The sequence below is a fragment of the Bradyrhizobium sp. Unk1 genome, assembly GCF_059512345.1.
In genome coordinates, this window is record NZ_JCAMOP010000064.1 from 1 (window position 1) to 15,398 (window position 15,398).

A 15,398-nucleotide genomic window follows, 5' to 3' on the forward strand; every position below is an offset into this window, starting at 1 on the left:
TAGGTCGCCGGCGGCACGACGACGCCGCCCGCGCCCATCACCGGCTCGCCGAAGAAGGCCGCGATCGTATCCGGGCCCTCCTTCTGGATCAGCGCGTCGAGCTCCTCGGCCCGGCGCGTCGCGAACGCCTCCTCGCTCTCACCGGGCGCGCCGTCCTTGTAGAAATGCGGCGAGCCCGTGTGCAGGATGTTGGGTAGCGGCAGGTCGAACGAGCGGTGGTTGTTCGGCAGGCCGGTGAGGCTTGCCGAGGCAATGGTGACGCCGTGATAGGCGCGCATCCGGCTGATGATCTTCTTGCGCTGCGGCTGGCCAAGCGAATTGGAACGATAGGCGATCAGCTTGAGGACGGTGTCGTTCGCCTCCGAGCCGGAATTGGTGAAGAACACCTTGCTCATCGTGACAGGCGCGAGCGCCACCAGCTTCTCGGCGAGGTCGATCGAAGGCCCGTGCGATTTGGCGGAGAACGTATGGTAGAACGGCAGCGCCTGCATCTGCTTGTGCGCCGCCTCGACCAGCCGCTTCTCGTTGAAGCCGAGCCCGACGCTCCACAGGCCGGCCATGGCCTCGAAATAGCGCTTGCCCGACGCATCGAACACGTAAGGGCCCTCGCCGCGCTCGATCACCAGCGGACCGGCCTGCTGATGCGCGCGCGCGTTGGTATAGGAATGGAGCTGGTAGGCCACATCCCGGGCCTCTTGCGAATTGGGCAGCATGGACATTGCGGGATTCCTCAACGGTGCGTCATTGGAGGTCATGACGCAGACCTGTCCAAACGACGAGCTTGTCCAAAGAAAACGTCGACATCTTGGCTATTGCGGCAGGCCGCAACTTGCAACGTCATTTCGCTGGCAACAAGCGCACACGAGCGTTGCAGGAAAGCAGCGCTGGCACTTCGGCAGGGTATATCGCCTCGGCTAGCCTCGCCGTGCCAGCACGAAGGCCGCCGCCGCGGCGATCAATGCCGGGACGGCCGCAGCGCCAAACAGCGGCTGCGGTCCCATGTCGCGGGCCAGCATCATGCCGCCGATCAGAGGCCCCACGATCGAGCCGATGCGGCCGATGCCCAGCGCCCAGCCCACGCCGGTCGATCTGATCGCCGTCGGATAGAAGGTCGCCGTCAGCGCGTTCGAGGCGATCTGTCCCCCGACGATGCAAAATCCCGACGCGAAGATCGCGATCGTGACCAGGACGATCGAATGGCTGGCCATGCCGACGGCGGCCACTGCGACCGCCGCCGCGAGATAGGTCAGCGACAAAGCGCGAAACGAGAAGCGGTCGATGAACTGGCCGAGCGTGAACGTGCCGACCACGCCGCCGACCTGGAGCATCGCACCAATCGCGGCCGCGCCCGAAACCGACACGCCGAGATCGTTCAGCACGGTAGGCAGCCAGTTCGACAGCAAATACAGGTCGAGCAGGCTCATGAAGAACACCACCCAGAGCAGAACCGTCACCGATGCGCGGCCCTCTGCAAACAAATGCGCGACGCGCAATCCCGACAATTTGGGCTCCTGGACCACGAATTTGGCATTGCCGGCGAAGGATACCCCCGGGGCTACCTTTTGCAGGAGGTTCGCCACCTCGCTGTCGCGGCCGCCCATCATCGCCAGGAACCGGATCGACTCCGGCAACGCCTTGAAGAGGAAAGGCAGAAGCAGCAGCGGCACGAGGCCGCCGACGAGGAACACCGAGCGCCAGCCGAAAGCCGGGATCATGGCGGCCGCCAGCAGCCCGCCCAGGGCCGCACCGATCGAAAAGCCCGCGAACATGATCATGACCATGGTGGCGCGGCGGCGATGCGGGCTGAACTCGGAGGTCAGCGCAATCGCATTGGGCATTGCACCGCCGAGACCAAGACCGGTCAGAACGCGCAACGCGATCAGCCAGGTCGTATCCACCGCGAACACGGTGAGCAGCGTCCCGATGCCGAACACCAGCGTGCTTGCGAGGATGATGCGGCGGCGACCGATCCTGTCGGCCATCGGACCGAAGATCAGGGCGCCGATCATGAGACCCAGAAGCCCCGCGCTGAACACCGGACCGAGGCTGCCGCGTGCCAGCTTCCATTCCTGCGCGACAGCAGGCGCGACATAACCGATAGCCTGGGTGTCGAAGCCGTCGATGAACAGCACCGCGGCGCAGACGAGCAGGACCCGGATCTGGAAGGCGCCGACCGGCTGACGATCGACATAGGCGGGAACGTCGACCGTGCCTGACACCATCTGATCCGTAGCTGTGACGGCCATGCCCAACCCCTCCCCGGCAGCTCATGCACTATTTTTCTTCTTAAAATCTCTTATAGTGAGATTGATATGAAGGCAAGCCACTCGGATTTTGCCGTTTTGCGGTCGGCGTGAATGCGGGTAACAGGACAAATACACGAAGCGGGATCGAATCTCACTTGGTCAAAGCAAACAGTCAGGATCGGGTTCTTGCCGTGCTCGATCTCTTCACCGAGGCACGGCCGCAATGGTCGCCCGAAGAGCTCATGAAGGAGCTCGGCTACACGAGGCCGACGCTGTATCGCTATCTGAAGAGCTTGAAGGACAGCGGCTTCGTGATGCCGACGCGCGGCGGCCGGTTCGCGCTTGGCCCGCGCGTGGTGGAGATGGACTATCTCAGCCGCCGTTCCGATCCGCTGATCGCAGCAGCCACCCCGCATCTGGAGCGGCTGTCGGCCGCGCACCCCTGTACGGCCCTGGTCGTACGCTGGTATGGCGAAAAGATGCTGTGCGTGGCTTCAATCGCCTCCGTCGTGAATCCCGTGAGCAGCTATCCGCGCGGCCGACCGATGGCGATGGGACGCGGCGCAATCGCGCGCTCGATCATGGCCTTTCTGCCCAAGCAACGCGTGATGCCACTGGTGACGCGCTATGCCGCCGATCTGCGCAGCGTCGGCGTCGGCGACACGTCCGACGAAATCCTGGCAGCGCTGAAACGCGTGCGGCGCGCCGGCGTCGCCGTTGCCTTTGGCGAAGTGACACCGGGCGCGATCGGGATCGCCGCGCCGATCCTCGATGCGGGCTACCCGATCGCAAGCCTCTGCATCACGATCGCCGGACCACATGCCAAGGGCGAGTTGATCGATCGCATCAGCGCGGAGGTCCGCGAAGCGGCCCGGCAGATCTCCGAGACTACAACATAATAATCTCATTATTTGAGATTCCACTTGACGAAATCCGTGCGGCATCTCATGAGGACGAGCGATCGCGCGTCGCGCGATGACAATCGTGGGGAAGCGTTGTGAGGCAGGCTTCAGCGGATGGCGATGCGCCCGTCGTGATCGTCGGCGGCGGACCGGTCGGGATGGGTCTGGCGATCGGCCTTGGCCAGCGCGGCATCAAGACCATCGTCGTGGAACGCCACGAACAGCCGCAGCCGATCCCCAAGGGACAGAACCTCACGCAGCGGACGATGGAGCATTTCCATTTCTGGGGCGCGGAGGCAGCGCTGCGCGCGGCCCGCACCATTCCTCCCGACTACGGCATCGGCGGAATGACCAGCTACGGGACGCTGCTCAGCGGCTACAATTACAATTGGCTGCAGCGCGAGCTCGTCCGCCCCTTCTATTTCACCGACAACGAACGCCTGCCCCAATACGCGACCGAAGCCGTGCTGCGGCAGCGTGCGGCACAGCTTCCCTCGGTTGATTTGCGATACGGCTGGACCTGCCGGGACGTCCGGCCTGACGGCGAAGGCGTGAGACTCGACATCGAAAATCGCGACGGAATGATACAGGGCCTTCGCGCCGACTACGTGATCGGCTGCGATGGCAGCCGATCGATCGTGCGCGAACGCGCCGGCATCACCCAGACCCGCTCCGACCACGATCGGCTGATGGTGCTGCTGGTGTTTCGCTCCGTTGAATTGCATCGACTGCTCGAGGCCTTTCCAGGCAAGTCGTTCTACAGCGTGTTGCATCCCGACCTCGAGGGCTATTGGAAGTTCTTTGGCCGGGTCGATCTCGGCAGCACCTGGTTCTTCCATGCCCCCGTTCCCGCAGACACCACCGCCGACAATTTCGATTTCCGACGCTTGCTGCACGATGCCGCCGGCGCACAATTCGACATCGAGTTCGAGCACATCGGATTCTGGGATCTTCGCTTCACGCTCGCGGACAGCTACCGCGCAGGCCGCGTCTTCGTCGCCGGAGATGCCGCGCACAGCCATCCGCCCTACGGCGGCTATGGCATCAATACCGGCTTCGAAGACGCCGTAAATCTGGCGTGGAAGCTCGCCGCGACGCTGCAAGGCTGGGCGCCCGCCGGTCTGCTCGACAGCTACGATGCCGAGCGGCGTCCGGTGTTTGCGTCCACCGCGCGCGATTTCATCGAGACGCCGATCTTCCGCGACCGCGATTTTCTCCGCCGCCACGATCCGGCGCGCGATCGGGCGGATTTCGAGGCTGCCTGGCACGAGCGGCACTCCGGCGCGCGCGCCGAGGTCAACGCCTTCGAGCCGAACTACGAAGGGTCACCAATCGTCCTTGGTCCGGCTGGCGCTGTCTGCAGCGCGATCGGCTCGCACGCCTATCCGGCGCGCGCAGGTCATCATCTCACGCCGCAACCTCTGTCATCAGGCAAAAATGTGTTCGAGGAATTGGGCGACGGCTTCACCTTGATCGATCTGACGGACGGCGGCGCCGCTACAGCTCTCGAGCGAACCGCCGCGCGGCTTGGCATCCCGCTGACGGTGATCAGGGACACCGCATCAGGCGGCCGCGAGAAATACGAGGCGCGGCTGATCCTGGTGCGGCCCGATCAATTCGTTGCCTACGCGGGCGACAACGCTGATGGCGCATCCGATATCCTGATGCGCGCCATCGGCCGATCCTGAGAGAAACGTTTTCGCCGCAGGCCCGAAACCCTACGCCGCGCCGTCGTCATCCTCTTCGTCGGCAGTGCGAGCGGCTTCCCTCACCTCCACCAGCGCCATCGAGAGCAGATAAACGGTCGTGGGCAAGCCGACGCGGCGCGCCGTCTCCACGGCACGCGACAAATCGCTCGCCAGCTCCTTGAGCTCGTCCCCCCGTGACAATGTCCCACCCCATCCATCCGCCGACCACGGTCGCCTAGACCGCGATGGCGCCGCTGGTTCTGATCAGTTCGGCGCTGGCATGGACTGTAGCAAAATTCCCGATCACATTCACCACCGACTGTTTGTAGGCGGCGGCATCGCCCGTGCCCGGCTGCCGGCAAGCCACGGCGTCTCCGACCACCTGGTAGCGATGGCTGCGGTGAAACCCGTCAACAGCGGTGGCCAGGATGGTTTCGTCCAGGGAAAAGCCGACCAGAATGCAGCGCACATTGCGGATATTGGACATATAATCCACGAACCGCGCGGAGCTGTAGGCCGACGGCAGCGGGTGCTCGAATGTCATTTCACCCGGCCGCGGCTTCGCCTCCGCGATCCAATCGGTCAGCCTGGATGCCGGATTGAACCACGCCGCCTGGGCGATGCGCTTCAGATGCATCACCGGCCAGAGATTGGTGCGCCACAACGTCAAGAGCTCTAGGCAGCGCACAGTGGCGGCTTCGCCATCGAGAATGACATGGCGACGCCCGGGGGTCAGATATTCGACCTGGAGATCCGTACAGACCAGGATCGGCGGATCATCGGTAATGGAAGCCAGCATTTTCTTGCGCGGAGCTGCACCGGTTTCAGTGGTCGGCGAGTGCGAGGTCCCGTAGCGGCGAGGTCACCGCCCGTCCCGCCGATGCGTCGAGCACGCCGGGCCGATCCCAATCGCCCTCGGGACGGATGATCACATAGGGATCGCTGTCCAGCGTGATGGCGTCCGGCCCCGGCTCGATCTCCAGCAGCATTTCCGTGTAGGAGAAATCCGAGAAGGTGATCTTGCGGTTGTGACCGAGCGGCTTGGCGCCGAAATGAGCCCAGAAATCGACCAACCGGTCCTGCGCCTGGCCGTAGATCTTGCGAAAGCCCTTGCGCTTCACATAGTCGACGCTCGCCTGCACCAGCTTGAACGAGACGCGCGAGCGCCGATATTGATGACGCACCGCAAGCCGCTCCACCTTGGCGAAATCCCCGAAGAAGCGTACCCGCAGGCAACCCGCAGGCTCGTTGCCGACGTAGCCGATGAAGTGGGCTGCGACCATGTCGTTGCCGTCGAACTCCTCGTCGAATGGACAGTCCTGCTCGGCGAGATAGACCGCCGAGCGAATGGCGGTGACCAGCATGAGGTCGTTGGGATCGCGCGCGAGGCGAATGGTGATGGCGCGGGAGTCGGGCTTGGCGAGGGGAATCCTAGTGCCGTGCATCTGCAAAACTCCTTGTTTGGATGATCGCGCCCGGCATCCGCATCGGCTGCCGATGCCAGGGTCGCTCGTAACACCAGAGATCGGGCTGGAAGCTCGGGACGGGGTCAAATCCCGTTGCCTTCATGATGTCGCGTCCGGCCACGGTTGACGGCTGCGCATAGCAATCAGCGCCGCGAAACCTTACCTGACGTAGATGAGCTGCGGCCTTGCCAAGACCAGCGATACCTCGGCCCGTCGCCGCTATCGCCCAGATGTAGATCGCGGCAACGTCTTCCTTCGCGGAAGCGAGATAGCGCGTTTCGGGTGCGGTCAGGCAGATCTCGTCGAGCAGCAGCGCATCGTGCCCGCGGTCGTTGAGGAACAAGAAGGCCATGCCGCCGACCAGATTGCCCTTGCGGCTGAACGTCAGGATGCTCTGAGGATCGAACGTGAAATATCGCGCAAGCTCCGCCGTTCCGATCTCCACACCCGGCACCAGCCGATGCGCCATTTCGGAAAGTGCAGCAATTTCGGAAGATTGCGCACATCGGACATCGACGTCCGGACTGAGCGGCAAGGCATCGAAATCATGCCTTGCGGCAAAGGAGCCCCTTTCCATACTCATGTCACCCCTCTATCGTTCGAGGATTTAGTGCCCCGCTATGACGACGAGCTTAGCGGTTGGGGATCTGGCGTATGCAGCAGTTATTGCACCGGGGTGCTGCTTTGATGCAGCACCGTGAAGAAGCCCTGGACGCGTCCTGGGACGATTTGAAACTCTTTTTAGCGTGCGCAAAATATAAAAGTTTCCGCAACGCCGCCGAAGAACTCGGCCTCACCTCCACCACGCTGATGCGCAGGATCGACCGGCTCGAAGAAAGCATCGACTGCAAGCTGTTCCTGCGCGACCAGAGCGGACTGACGCTGAGCGATGAAGGCGCAGCGATGATCGCCGACGTCGCGCATATGGAGCGTCATGCCTTCAACGTCTTCCGGCGCGCCTCGCGATCGTCGAACGACACGTCAGGCACCGTGCGCGTCGCGGTGACGGAAGGCCCCGGCAATTTCTGGATCCTGCCGCGGTTGATCGATTTTCAGAAGACCTATCGCAAGATCACCGTCGATCTGCGCTGCGCGATGGAGCAGGCCGACGTCGCCCGGCTTGAATCCGACATCGCGATCCAGCTCGAGCCGCCGACCAATCCCGACCTGATCGTCGCCAAGCTCGGCCGCCTGCACATCTATCCCTTCGTCTCCAGGGAATACGAGAACCTCTACGGTGTGCCGGCGTCCCTCGCCGAGTTGAAGAACCATCGCATCATCAAGCAGAGCGCGCCGCAGGTCGACGACGGCGCCTACGCGCGCGTGCTTGGACTGAAGTCGCTCGAGGGCATCGTCGGGATCAAGACCAACTCCTCGGTCGGCGTGCTCTATGCGGTGGAGCGCGGCGCCGGCATCGGCTTCCTGCCGACCGTGTCGATCGCGCTCGGCGCACCGCTCGTTGCCGTCGATCTGGGCGTCAGCCACCACGCCGATCTCTGGCTCACCTATCACAAGGAATTCCGCGACTCCGAGCGCCACAAGATCGTGGTCGACTGGCTGAAGAAGATCTTCGACGCCAAGACCCATCCCTGCTTCCGCGACGAGTTCATCCATCCGAGTGCGCTGGTGCCGATGATGACGGCCGCGCGCGAGGGTTTTGGGCTAACGGGTTATGTCGCGGCAACGCCGACTTAGACGCAGCGCGCGCTTCGCCTCACCATCTGTATTCGAAGCCGACCGTGCCCTGGTGCGACGTCAATTCGTTGCGGAACTTGCCGTCATAGTTGATGTAGAGCCGCGCGACGCTGGTGAGACTGAGCGAGGCCGAGGCGCCGGCATCCATGCCGTAACGGCTCTCCCCGATGCCGGGAACGACGATGTTCTGGGTTCCCAGACTGACCTGCACCGATCCCAGGTTCTGGTAGAAATTGTCGACGAACTTGCCGTAGGCCGACAGATCCAGGATCTTCTGGTCGTAGATGAAGTAGCGCCCGATCTCCGCGCCGATCATCACGCGCGCGCGTGAGAGTGCCGTGGAGCCGACGTTCAATGGATCGAGCCCTCCGGCCTCCTGGAACGCAGCGCTGGTGGCGCGGACATATTCGAGCGCGCCCTTGGGCACGATGCGCATCTGGTCCTTGGTCCAGTAGTAGCTGATCTCGGTCAGGCCGCCGTCGATCGCGGCACGATAACCCGCGGTCGCAAGACCAAAGCCTGTGTCCCTGCTGGAACGGACCTTGCCGAAACCGTGCACTACCGCGAACGCCCAGGTCCACGGTCCCTTGTCGACCGAGCCGTTGAAACCGATTTGCGTCAGGTCGAGCGTCGCCGACTGGAGCGCCAGCGGCACGTCGATGTCGGTATGGCTCTGGTCGACGGAGAAGCCGAGATTGACGCCCGGCGCGACCTGCGCGCCGAAACCGGCGACGCCGCCAAACGTCTTGCGCTTGTCGCCGACGAAATCGCCCTGCGCATCGGTCCGGACCGAGATGCCGTAGCCTTCGAACCAGGTGCGGTAGCGCGGATCCTCCGTGGTCGCCGAGGCGCCGCCCCCACCGGGATTGGTGCGCGATGCACGGTTGACGCCGCCGGAGGCCTGGTTGCCGAGCCGCTCCAGGAAATTGGAGCCAAGATTGAGCGCACTGTTGCCGGCCGACTGGTCGTAATTGGTCGCGGTCGGCATGGGGGTCGGTGACGCCGTGGGTGTCGGGGTCGGGGTCGGCGTGGGCGTCGGAGTCTGCGCGAAGGCCGATGTCGCCGACATCATCACGACGAGCACAAGCGCCATGGCGAGCGCAGCCGCGATCCGGCGGACACGGCTCAGCCCGACTGTCTGCCGTGTCCCGGAGAGCTGCAGGGCGCAGCGCATGACGACTAATCCCGAAGCAAAGTGGCGGAGCGCAAAAATGCAACACGAAGGGCGCGCGCTTGCGGCGATTTGTGCCGAACTGCCACGCAGGGTCAACCGGTTGGCGCGCTACAGCGGAGGCTATTGCCTCGATTGTGGTTCCCTTGCCACAGGTCGCAAATTGCAGAGAGCGAGATTCGCCGCGATCTTGAAATCCGCGCGCGGCTTGCTAACGGGCGATTTTCATGTTGCAATATCGGACACAATCGGAATTGGCCGCTCGGCTGTGCGTTTCGCGACATTGAGACTCGAACAGACTACCGGAAGCCCGTTTGTGGCGTGGCACGCGAAACTGCGGCCGCGTCTTTTTTGTATCTAGTGGAGGAGATGAGCGATGCCGCAAAAGGGCACCGTCAAATGGTTCAACCCGACCAAGGGCTATGGGTTCATCAAGCCGAACGGCAGCGATAAGGACGTGTTCGTCCATATCTCGGCCGTCGAGCGTGCCGGACTCTCGACCCTCAATGAGAACCAGGTGGTTGAATACGACCTCGTGGAGAACCGCGGCAAAGCATCCGCGGAGAACCTCAAGGTCTCCTGATTTCTCTCAAAGCTTCGCGCGAGAGATCGTGACGATGCCCCCGGCTCTGCCGGGGGATTTTGTTTGCGAAGCCGAAACACGGTGCGATGGCGCTTCAGCGCACCACCGGCGCAACTAGAAAATTCTCGGACGGTCCGCTGCCGTCCGTCTTGCACACATCGCCCTCGATCCGGACCTTACCGGTCGCGAGCAGCCGCAGCGCCTCGGGATAGATGCGGTGCTCCACCTCGAGAATGCGCTCCGACAGCGTAGCGCCCGTGTCATGGTCGCTGACGGGCACCGCGCCCTGCATCACGATCGGGCCGGCATCCGTCTCGGGGATCACGAAATGCACTGTCGCGCCAGACAGTTTGACGCCGGCGCGCAAAGCCTGACCATGCGGATCCAAACCAGGGAACGACGGCAACAGCGAGGGATGGATGTTGAGCATCCGTCCGTACCAGGACTTGGTGAACTCGGCCGTGAACAGGCGCATGAACCCGCCGAGACATATCAGCTCGATGCCGTGCTCATCGAGCGCGGCCTGCAGCAGCTTTTCGAAGCCGGCGCGGTCCTTGCCAAACGGCTTGCTCTCGATCACCAGCGTGTTCACGCCGCTCGCCTTGGCGCGTTCGAGCCCCGGAGCGGAGGCCTTGTTCGAGATGACGAGCGAGATTTCCGCCGGAAACTCCGCTGCAGCAGCGGCCCTGATCAGCGCGGACATGTTGGAGCCGCGGCCGGAAATCAGGATGGCGACGCGCCGCTTCATCACAGCGCCAGTCATCACAGCGCCAGGTCGAGGTGGCCGTTGTAGACGACGCGGTGCTCGCCCTCGGCCGGGATCACGGTACCGAGTTGCGCCACCGTTTCACCGGCATCGCTGAAGACCTGCACGACCTCTTCGACCTTGTCGGGCTCGACGATCGCGATCATGCCGATGCCGCAGTTGAAAGTGCGCAGCATTTCGAGCTCGGCGATGCCGGCTTGGGCAGCCAGCCATTTGAACACCGGCAACACCGGCAGGCGCGCCAGGTCGATGCCGACGCCGAGATGATTTGGCAGCACGCGCGGGATGTTGTCGGTGAAACCGCCGCCGGTGATGTGGGCGAGCCCCTTCACCGCGCCGGTCTCACGGATCGCGCGCAGGCAGGATTTGACGTAGAGCCGCGTCGGCGTCAGCAGCGCGCCGCCGAGGGTCATCACGGGAGAAAAAGGCGCCGGCGCCTCGAAGCTGAGGCCGGACTGCTCGACGATCTTGCGCACCAGGGAGAAGCCGTTGGAATGCACGCCCGACGAGGCAAGGCCGATCACGGCATCGCCCGCGGCGATGTCCTTGCGCGGCAACAAGGTACCGCGCTCGGCGGCACCGACGGCAAAGCCGCCGAGGTCGTAGTCGCCGTCCTTGTAGAGGCCGGGCATCTCCGCGGTCTCGCCCCCGATCAGGGCGCAGCCGGATTCGCGGCAGCCTTCGGCGACACCGGCGACGATCGAGGCGGTCGCCTCCGGGTCGAGCTTGCCGCAGGCGAAATAGTCGAGGAAGAACAACGGCTCGGCGCCCTGCACCACGAGGTCGTTGACGCTCATGGCGACGAGGTCGATGCCGATGCCGCCATGCAGGCCGGTCTCGATCGCGATCTTGACCTTGGTGCCGACGCCGTCGGTCGCGGCGACCAGGACGGGGTCCTTGAAACCGGCCGCCTTGAGGTCGAACAGGCCACCGAAGCCGCCGATCTCGGCGTCGGCGCCGGGCCGCGCGGTGGCGCGCACCATCGGCTTGATCAGATCGACCAAGCGGTTGCCCGCGTCGATATCGACGCCTGAATCGGCGTAAGTGAGGCCGTTTTTGCGGTCGGTCATGCCCGATTTCCAGTGGGTTTGCGGCTGGTTACGTCGAATTCCGGGGACACGCAATGGCAAGCGTGGCGCCCCGCCCTATACTATGTAGATATCAACCGGTTCAGCCTCCACCGGGGCCGGATTCGAGGTCAGACCGGGTGCCGGGAAGCGCCGCGTGAGTATTCCGAATATCATTACCCTGGGCCGCATCATGCTGGTCCCGATCATCGTCTGGGCCATCGTGTCGAGCCAAATGGAGGTGGCGTTCGCCGTCTTCCTGATCGCCGGCATCAGTGACGCGGTCGACGGCTTTCTGGCCAAGCGCTTCAACATGACGAGCGAGCTCGGCGCCTTGCTCGACCCGCTCGCCGACAAGGCCCTGCTGGTCTCGATTTACCTGTCGCTCGGCATCTGGGGCGACATCCCGCGCTGGATCGTGATCCTGGTGGTGTCGCGCGACATCATGATCGTCGCCGCCGTGATCGTGTCCTGGCTGTTCGACAAGCCGGTCGAGATGAAGCCGTCGAAGGTGTCGAAGCTCAACACTGCCGCCCAGGTGGCCTATGCAGCGCTGGTGCTGGCCTCCCTCGCCTTCGGCTTCAAGCCGTCGCCCTATGATATGATCCTGATGGGCCTCGTCACGGTCTTCACGCTCTCGTCCGTGTCGCTCTATCTCGTCGAGTGGCTACGGCACATGAGTACGATCGAGGCCAAATGAGCCGGGATACGGCCCCGCAAAAGGCCAACTCCCGCTCGATGAAGTCGAATCTCTTCAAACTAAGCCGGCGTGCCGGCACGGAGCACAGCAAGCGTGGCAGGCCGCGTTCATCCCCGACAATTGGCGTTCTCGCTTCCGCACGCGGAGAGCCTCAGCCGGGATAATTTCCTCGAAGGCCCCGCCAACGAAGCCGGTCTTGCCCTCATCGATGCCTGGCCTGAATGGCCGAACCGGATCATGTGGCTGGCCGGCCCGGAAGGAAGCGGCAAGAGCCATCTCGCCGCGATCTGGGCCGAGGCTTCCGGCGCCCGCTCGACCACAGCCAGTGGGCTGACCGCCGAAAACGTCCCTGGCGCGCTCGCCACCGGCGCGCTGGTGGTCGAGGATCTCAGGGCAAAAGAGTTCGACGAGCGGGCCCTGTTTCATCTGATGAACCTCGCCCGCGAGGATGGGGCCTACCTGCTCTTCACCGGCCGCGAGGTACCGGCGTCGCTCGAGATCGAGCTGCGCGACCTGCGCTCGCGGCTGCGCGCGGTGCCTGTGATCTCGCTGCTGCTGCCCGACGACCAGCTCTTCCGCGGCCTGATCGTCAAGTTCTGTGCCGACCGCCAGCTCGCCGTGGATGAGAGCGTGGTCAGCTATCTCGCCACCCGCCTGGAGCGGTCTTCGGCGGCCGCGCGGGAGGCCGTGGAGCTGCTCGACAGCGAGGCCCTGCGCCTCGGTCGCCCCGTCACGCGGGCCCTGGCCGCCGAGCTGCTTCGGGACGCCTGACCCCTCCACCGAGGCTCCAAGGCCGCTTGACGCGGCGCAGCGGCGGAACATCAATGTCATCGAAACGTCATCGGACTAACACATGCTCCCGCCGGTTTTGCGCATAAGTCGCAAATTGGGGCGAACTGGATGGATCGACTTCTGATGGACTCTGCGCAAGCTGTTGAAATTAAAGAGAAAACCCCGGAGACCGAGGGCCTGCCGGCGATTGCCTCGAGCCCCGAGCGCTTCATCAATCGCGAACTCTCCTGGCTGCACTTCAATCGCCGCGTTCTGGAGGAAGCAGTCAATCCCAGCCACCCCATGCTGGAGCGGGTGCGATTCCTGTCGATTTCAGCGAATAACCTCGACGAATTCTTCATGGTCCGCGTCGCCGGCATCAAGGCCCAGATCCGCGAGGGCATCGCCGAGCGCAGCCCTGACGGCCTGACGCCGTCCGAGCAGCTCGCGCTGATCAACCGCACCGTCTCGCAGCTTGCCTCTGACCAGCAGGCGATCTGGCGCGACCTGCGCGGCACGCTGGCCGACGTCGGCATCGTGCTGGTCGACGGCAAGGACGTCACCAAGGCGGAACGGTCCTGGATCGAGGACTACTTCCTCAACAACGTGTTTCCGCTGCTGACCCCGCTCGCAATCGACCCGGCTCACCCCTTCCCGTTCATTCCGAGCCTCGGCTTCACCATCGCGCTCCAGCTGACGCGCGCCGCCGACGGCAAGCAGATGAACGCGCTGATTCGTATGCCCGGCAAGATCGACCGCTTCATCCGGTTGCCGGCCGAGGGCAAGGTCGTGCGGCTGATCTCGCTCGAGCAGGCGACCGGGCTGTTCATCAACCGCCTGTTCCCCGGCTACAATCTCCACGGCCAGGGCGCCTTCCGCATCATCCGCGACTCGGAGCTCGAAATCGAGGAAGAGGCCGAAGACCTCGTCCGCCTGTTCGAGACCGCACTGAAGCGCCGCCGCCGCGGGTCGGTGATCCGGCTCGAGATCGACGGCAAGATGCCGGAGGAGCTGCGCAACTTCGTGCAGCACGCGCTGTCGGCCGCCGACGACGAGGTGTTCCTGGTCGACGGTGTGCTCGCCATGAACGAGCTCTCGCAGCTCACCCGCCTCGACCGGCCCGATCTCGAATTCACCCCGTACGTGCCGCGCCATCCCGAGCGCGTGCGCGAGCACGGCGGCGACATCTTTGCCGCGATCCGGCAGAAGGACCTCGTGGTCCACCATCCCTACGAATCATTCGACGTGGTGGTGCAGTTCCTCCAGCAGGCCACGCGCGACCCCGACGTCGTCGCGATCAAGCAGACGCTCTACCGCACCTCCAACAACTCGCCGATCGTACGCGCGCTTGCGGAAGCCGCCGAAGCCGGCAAGTCCGTCACCGCGCTGATCGAGCTGAAGGCGCGCTTCGACGAGGAGGCCAACATCCGCTGGGCCCGCGACCTCGAACGCGCCGGCGTGCAGGTCGTCTACGGCTTCCTCGAACTGAAGACGCACGCGAAGCTCTCGATGGTGGTGCGCCGCGAGGGCGGCGGCCTCACCACTTACGTCCACACCGGCACTGGCAATTATCACCCCGTCACCGCACGCATCTACACCGACCTCTCGTACTTCACCTCGGATCCGACCATCGGCCGCGACGCTGCGCGCGTGTTCAACTTCATCACCGGTTATGCCGCGCCGAGCGATCTGGAAAAGATGGCGGTGTCGCCGCTGACGTTGCGCAAGCGCATCATCGAACACATCCAGGGCGAGACCGCGCATGCGCGGCATGGCCGACCCGGCGCGGTCTGGATGAAGATGAATGCGCTGGTCGACCCCGACATCATCGACGCGCTCTACGAGGCCTCGCAAGCCGGCGTCCAGGTCGAGCTCGTCGTGCGCGGCATATGCTGCCTCAGGCCCGGCATTCCAGGCCTGTCGGAGAACATCCGCGTCAAGTCGATCATCGGGCGCTTCCTGGAACACGGCCGAATCTACTGCTTCGGCATGGGCCAGGGCCTGCCGAGCGCTAAAGCGGCTGTGTATATCTCCTCGGCCGACATGATGCCGCGCAACCTCGACCGCCGCGTCGAGGTGCTGTGTCCGCTGCAAAATCCCACGGTGCATCAGCAGGTTCTCGAACAGATCATGGTCGCGAATCTGAAGGACAATGAGCAGAGCTGGCAATTGTTGCCGGATGGGTCGTCGACGCGTATGAAGACCGCGAAGGGCGAGGAGCCTTTCAACGTCCACAACTACTTCATGACAAATCCGAGTCTATCTGGCCGTGGAAAGTCGCTCAAGGAATCCTCGCCGCGCCGTCTCACGCGCCGTAATGAACGTCATCAATCTTGATCCGGG

The 15,398-nt window shown here is 63.9% G+C and carries 16 protein-coding genes; 7 read left to right on the forward strand and 9 right to left on the reverse strand.

Annotation, left to right across the window (positions count from 1 at the left end; all coding sequences use genetic code 11):
* Both AC5ZFO_RS43530 and AC5ZFO_RS43535 read right to left on the reverse strand, forming a co-directional pair.
* Positions 1-719, reverse strand: a 719-nt coding sequence (locus AC5ZFO_RS43530; RefSeq protein WP_496123787.1) for an aminotransferase class III-fold pyridoxal phosphate-dependent enzyme, incomplete at its 3' end; no start/stop codon positions are given.
* 195 nt (positions 720-914) lie between these two features.
* Complete coding sequence (locus AC5ZFO_RS43535; protein ID WP_282522362.1) at positions 915-2,246, reverse strand: MFS transporter; 1,332 nt, start codon at positions 2,244-2,246, stop codon at positions 915-917.
* A gap of 155 nt (positions 2,247-2,401) precedes the next feature.
* Between AC5ZFO_RS43535 and AC5ZFO_RS43540 the strand changes: the two genes are divergently transcribed.
* Both AC5ZFO_RS43540 and AC5ZFO_RS43545 read left to right on the forward strand, forming a co-directional pair.
* Complete coding sequence (locus AC5ZFO_RS43540; protein ID WP_282522361.1) at positions 2,402-3,145, forward strand: IclR family transcriptional regulator; 744 nt, start codon at positions 2,402-2,404, stop codon at positions 3,143-3,145.
* Positions 3,146-3,243: 98 nt separating this feature from the next.
* Positions 3,244-4,836, forward strand: a complete 1,593-nt coding sequence (locus AC5ZFO_RS43545; RefSeq protein WP_282522360.1) for an FAD-dependent monooxygenase — start codon at positions 3,244-3,246, stop codon at positions 4,834-4,836.
* 30 nt (positions 4,837-4,866) lie between these two features.
* On the opposite strand, the gene AC5ZFO_RS43550 is transcribed toward AC5ZFO_RS43545, so the two are convergent.
* Genes AC5ZFO_RS43550 through AC5ZFO_RS43565 form a run of 4 tightly spaced genes read right to left on the reverse strand, consistent with a single transcriptional unit; the run spans position 4,867 to position 6,885 of the window.
* Positions 4,867-5,037 (reverse strand): hypothetical protein, encoded by a 171-nt coding sequence (locus tag AC5ZFO_RS43550; RefSeq protein ID WP_282522359.1) that lies wholly within the window; start codon positions 5,035-5,037, stop codon positions 4,867-4,869.
* A gap of 34 nt (positions 5,038-5,071) precedes the next feature.
* Positions 5,072-5,635, reverse strand: a complete 564-nt coding sequence (locus AC5ZFO_RS43555; protein ID WP_282522358.1) for an isochorismatase family protein — start codon at positions 5,633-5,635, stop codon at positions 5,072-5,074.
* A 25-nt stretch (positions 5,636-5,660) separates the two neighbouring features.
* Positions 5,661-6,281, reverse strand: coding sequence for a GNAT family N-acetyltransferase (locus AC5ZFO_RS43560; RefSeq protein WP_014495756.1), 621 nt, complete (start codon positions 6,279-6,281; stop codon positions 5,661-5,663).
* Positions 6,268-6,885 (reverse strand): hypothetical protein, encoded by a 618-nt coding sequence (locus AC5ZFO_RS43565; protein ID WP_282522357.1) that lies wholly within the window; start codon positions 6,883-6,885, stop codon positions 6,268-6,270. The genes AC5ZFO_RS43560 and AC5ZFO_RS43565 overlap by 14 nt, the downstream gene beginning before the upstream one ends.
* Before the next feature lie 71 nt (positions 6,886-6,956).
* Between AC5ZFO_RS43565 and AC5ZFO_RS43570 the strand changes: the two genes are divergently transcribed.
* The gene (locus AC5ZFO_RS43570) at positions 6,957-7,997 is read left to right on the forward strand and encodes a LysR family transcriptional regulator (RefSeq protein ID WP_282522356.1); all 1,041 of its coding nucleotides are present in this window, start codon (positions 6,957-6,959) and stop codon (positions 7,995-7,997) included.
* Positions 7,998-8,016: 19 nt separating this feature from the next.
* On the opposite strand, the gene AC5ZFO_RS43575 is transcribed toward AC5ZFO_RS43570, so the two are convergent.
* A complete protein-coding gene (locus tag AC5ZFO_RS43575) occupies positions 8,017-9,171 on the reverse strand; it encodes an autotransporter outer membrane beta-barrel domain-containing protein (RefSeq protein WP_282522355.1) in 1,155 nt (384 codons plus the stop codon).
* 373 nt (positions 9,172-9,544) lie between these two features.
* On the opposite strand from AC5ZFO_RS43575, the gene AC5ZFO_RS43580 reads away from it, so the two are divergent.
* Complete coding sequence (locus tag AC5ZFO_RS43580) at positions 9,545-9,751, forward strand: cold-shock protein (RefSeq protein ID WP_007591938.1); 207 nt, start codon at positions 9,545-9,547, stop codon at positions 9,749-9,751.
* A 94-nt stretch (positions 9,752-9,845) separates the two neighbouring features.
* Here the strand turns inward: AC5ZFO_RS43580 and purN are convergent, their stop codons facing one another.
* Together purN and purM are read right to left on the reverse strand one after the other, a co-directional pair.
* Complete coding sequence (gene purN, locus AC5ZFO_RS43585) at positions 9,846-10,499, reverse strand: phosphoribosylglycinamide formyltransferase (RefSeq protein ID WP_282522425.1); 654 nt, start codon at positions 10,497-10,499, stop codon at positions 9,846-9,848.
* Between the two features lie 14 nt (positions 10,500-10,513).
* Entirely contained in the window at positions 10,514-11,587 is a 1,074-nt protein-coding gene (purM, locus tag AC5ZFO_RS43590; protein WP_282522354.1) for a phosphoribosylformylglycinamidine cyclo-ligase, read from the reverse strand.
* A gap of 154 nt (positions 11,588-11,741) precedes the next feature.
* Between purM and AC5ZFO_RS43595 the strand changes: the two genes are divergently transcribed.
* The 3 genes from AC5ZFO_RS43595 (at position 11,742) to AC5ZFO_RS43605 (ending at position 15,392) form a co-directional block, all read left to right on the forward strand.
* A complete protein-coding gene (locus AC5ZFO_RS43595) occupies positions 11,742-12,284 on the forward strand; it encodes a CDP-alcohol phosphatidyltransferase family protein (RefSeq protein ID WP_282522353.1) in 543 nt (180 codons plus the stop codon).
* 93 nt (positions 12,285-12,377) lie between these two features.
* Positions 12,378-13,055 (forward strand): P-loop NTPase family protein, encoded by a 678-nt coding sequence (locus AC5ZFO_RS43600; RefSeq protein ID WP_282522352.1) that lies wholly within the window; start codon positions 12,378-12,380, stop codon positions 13,053-13,055.
* A gap of 144 nt (positions 13,056-13,199) precedes the next feature.
* Positions 13,200-15,392: an RNA degradosome polyphosphate kinase gene (locus AC5ZFO_RS43605; protein WP_496123791.1), complete on the forward strand. Its 2,193-nt coding sequence runs from the start codon at positions 13,200-13,202 to the stop codon at positions 15,390-15,392.
* Positions 15,393-15,398 lie beyond the last annotated feature (6 nt).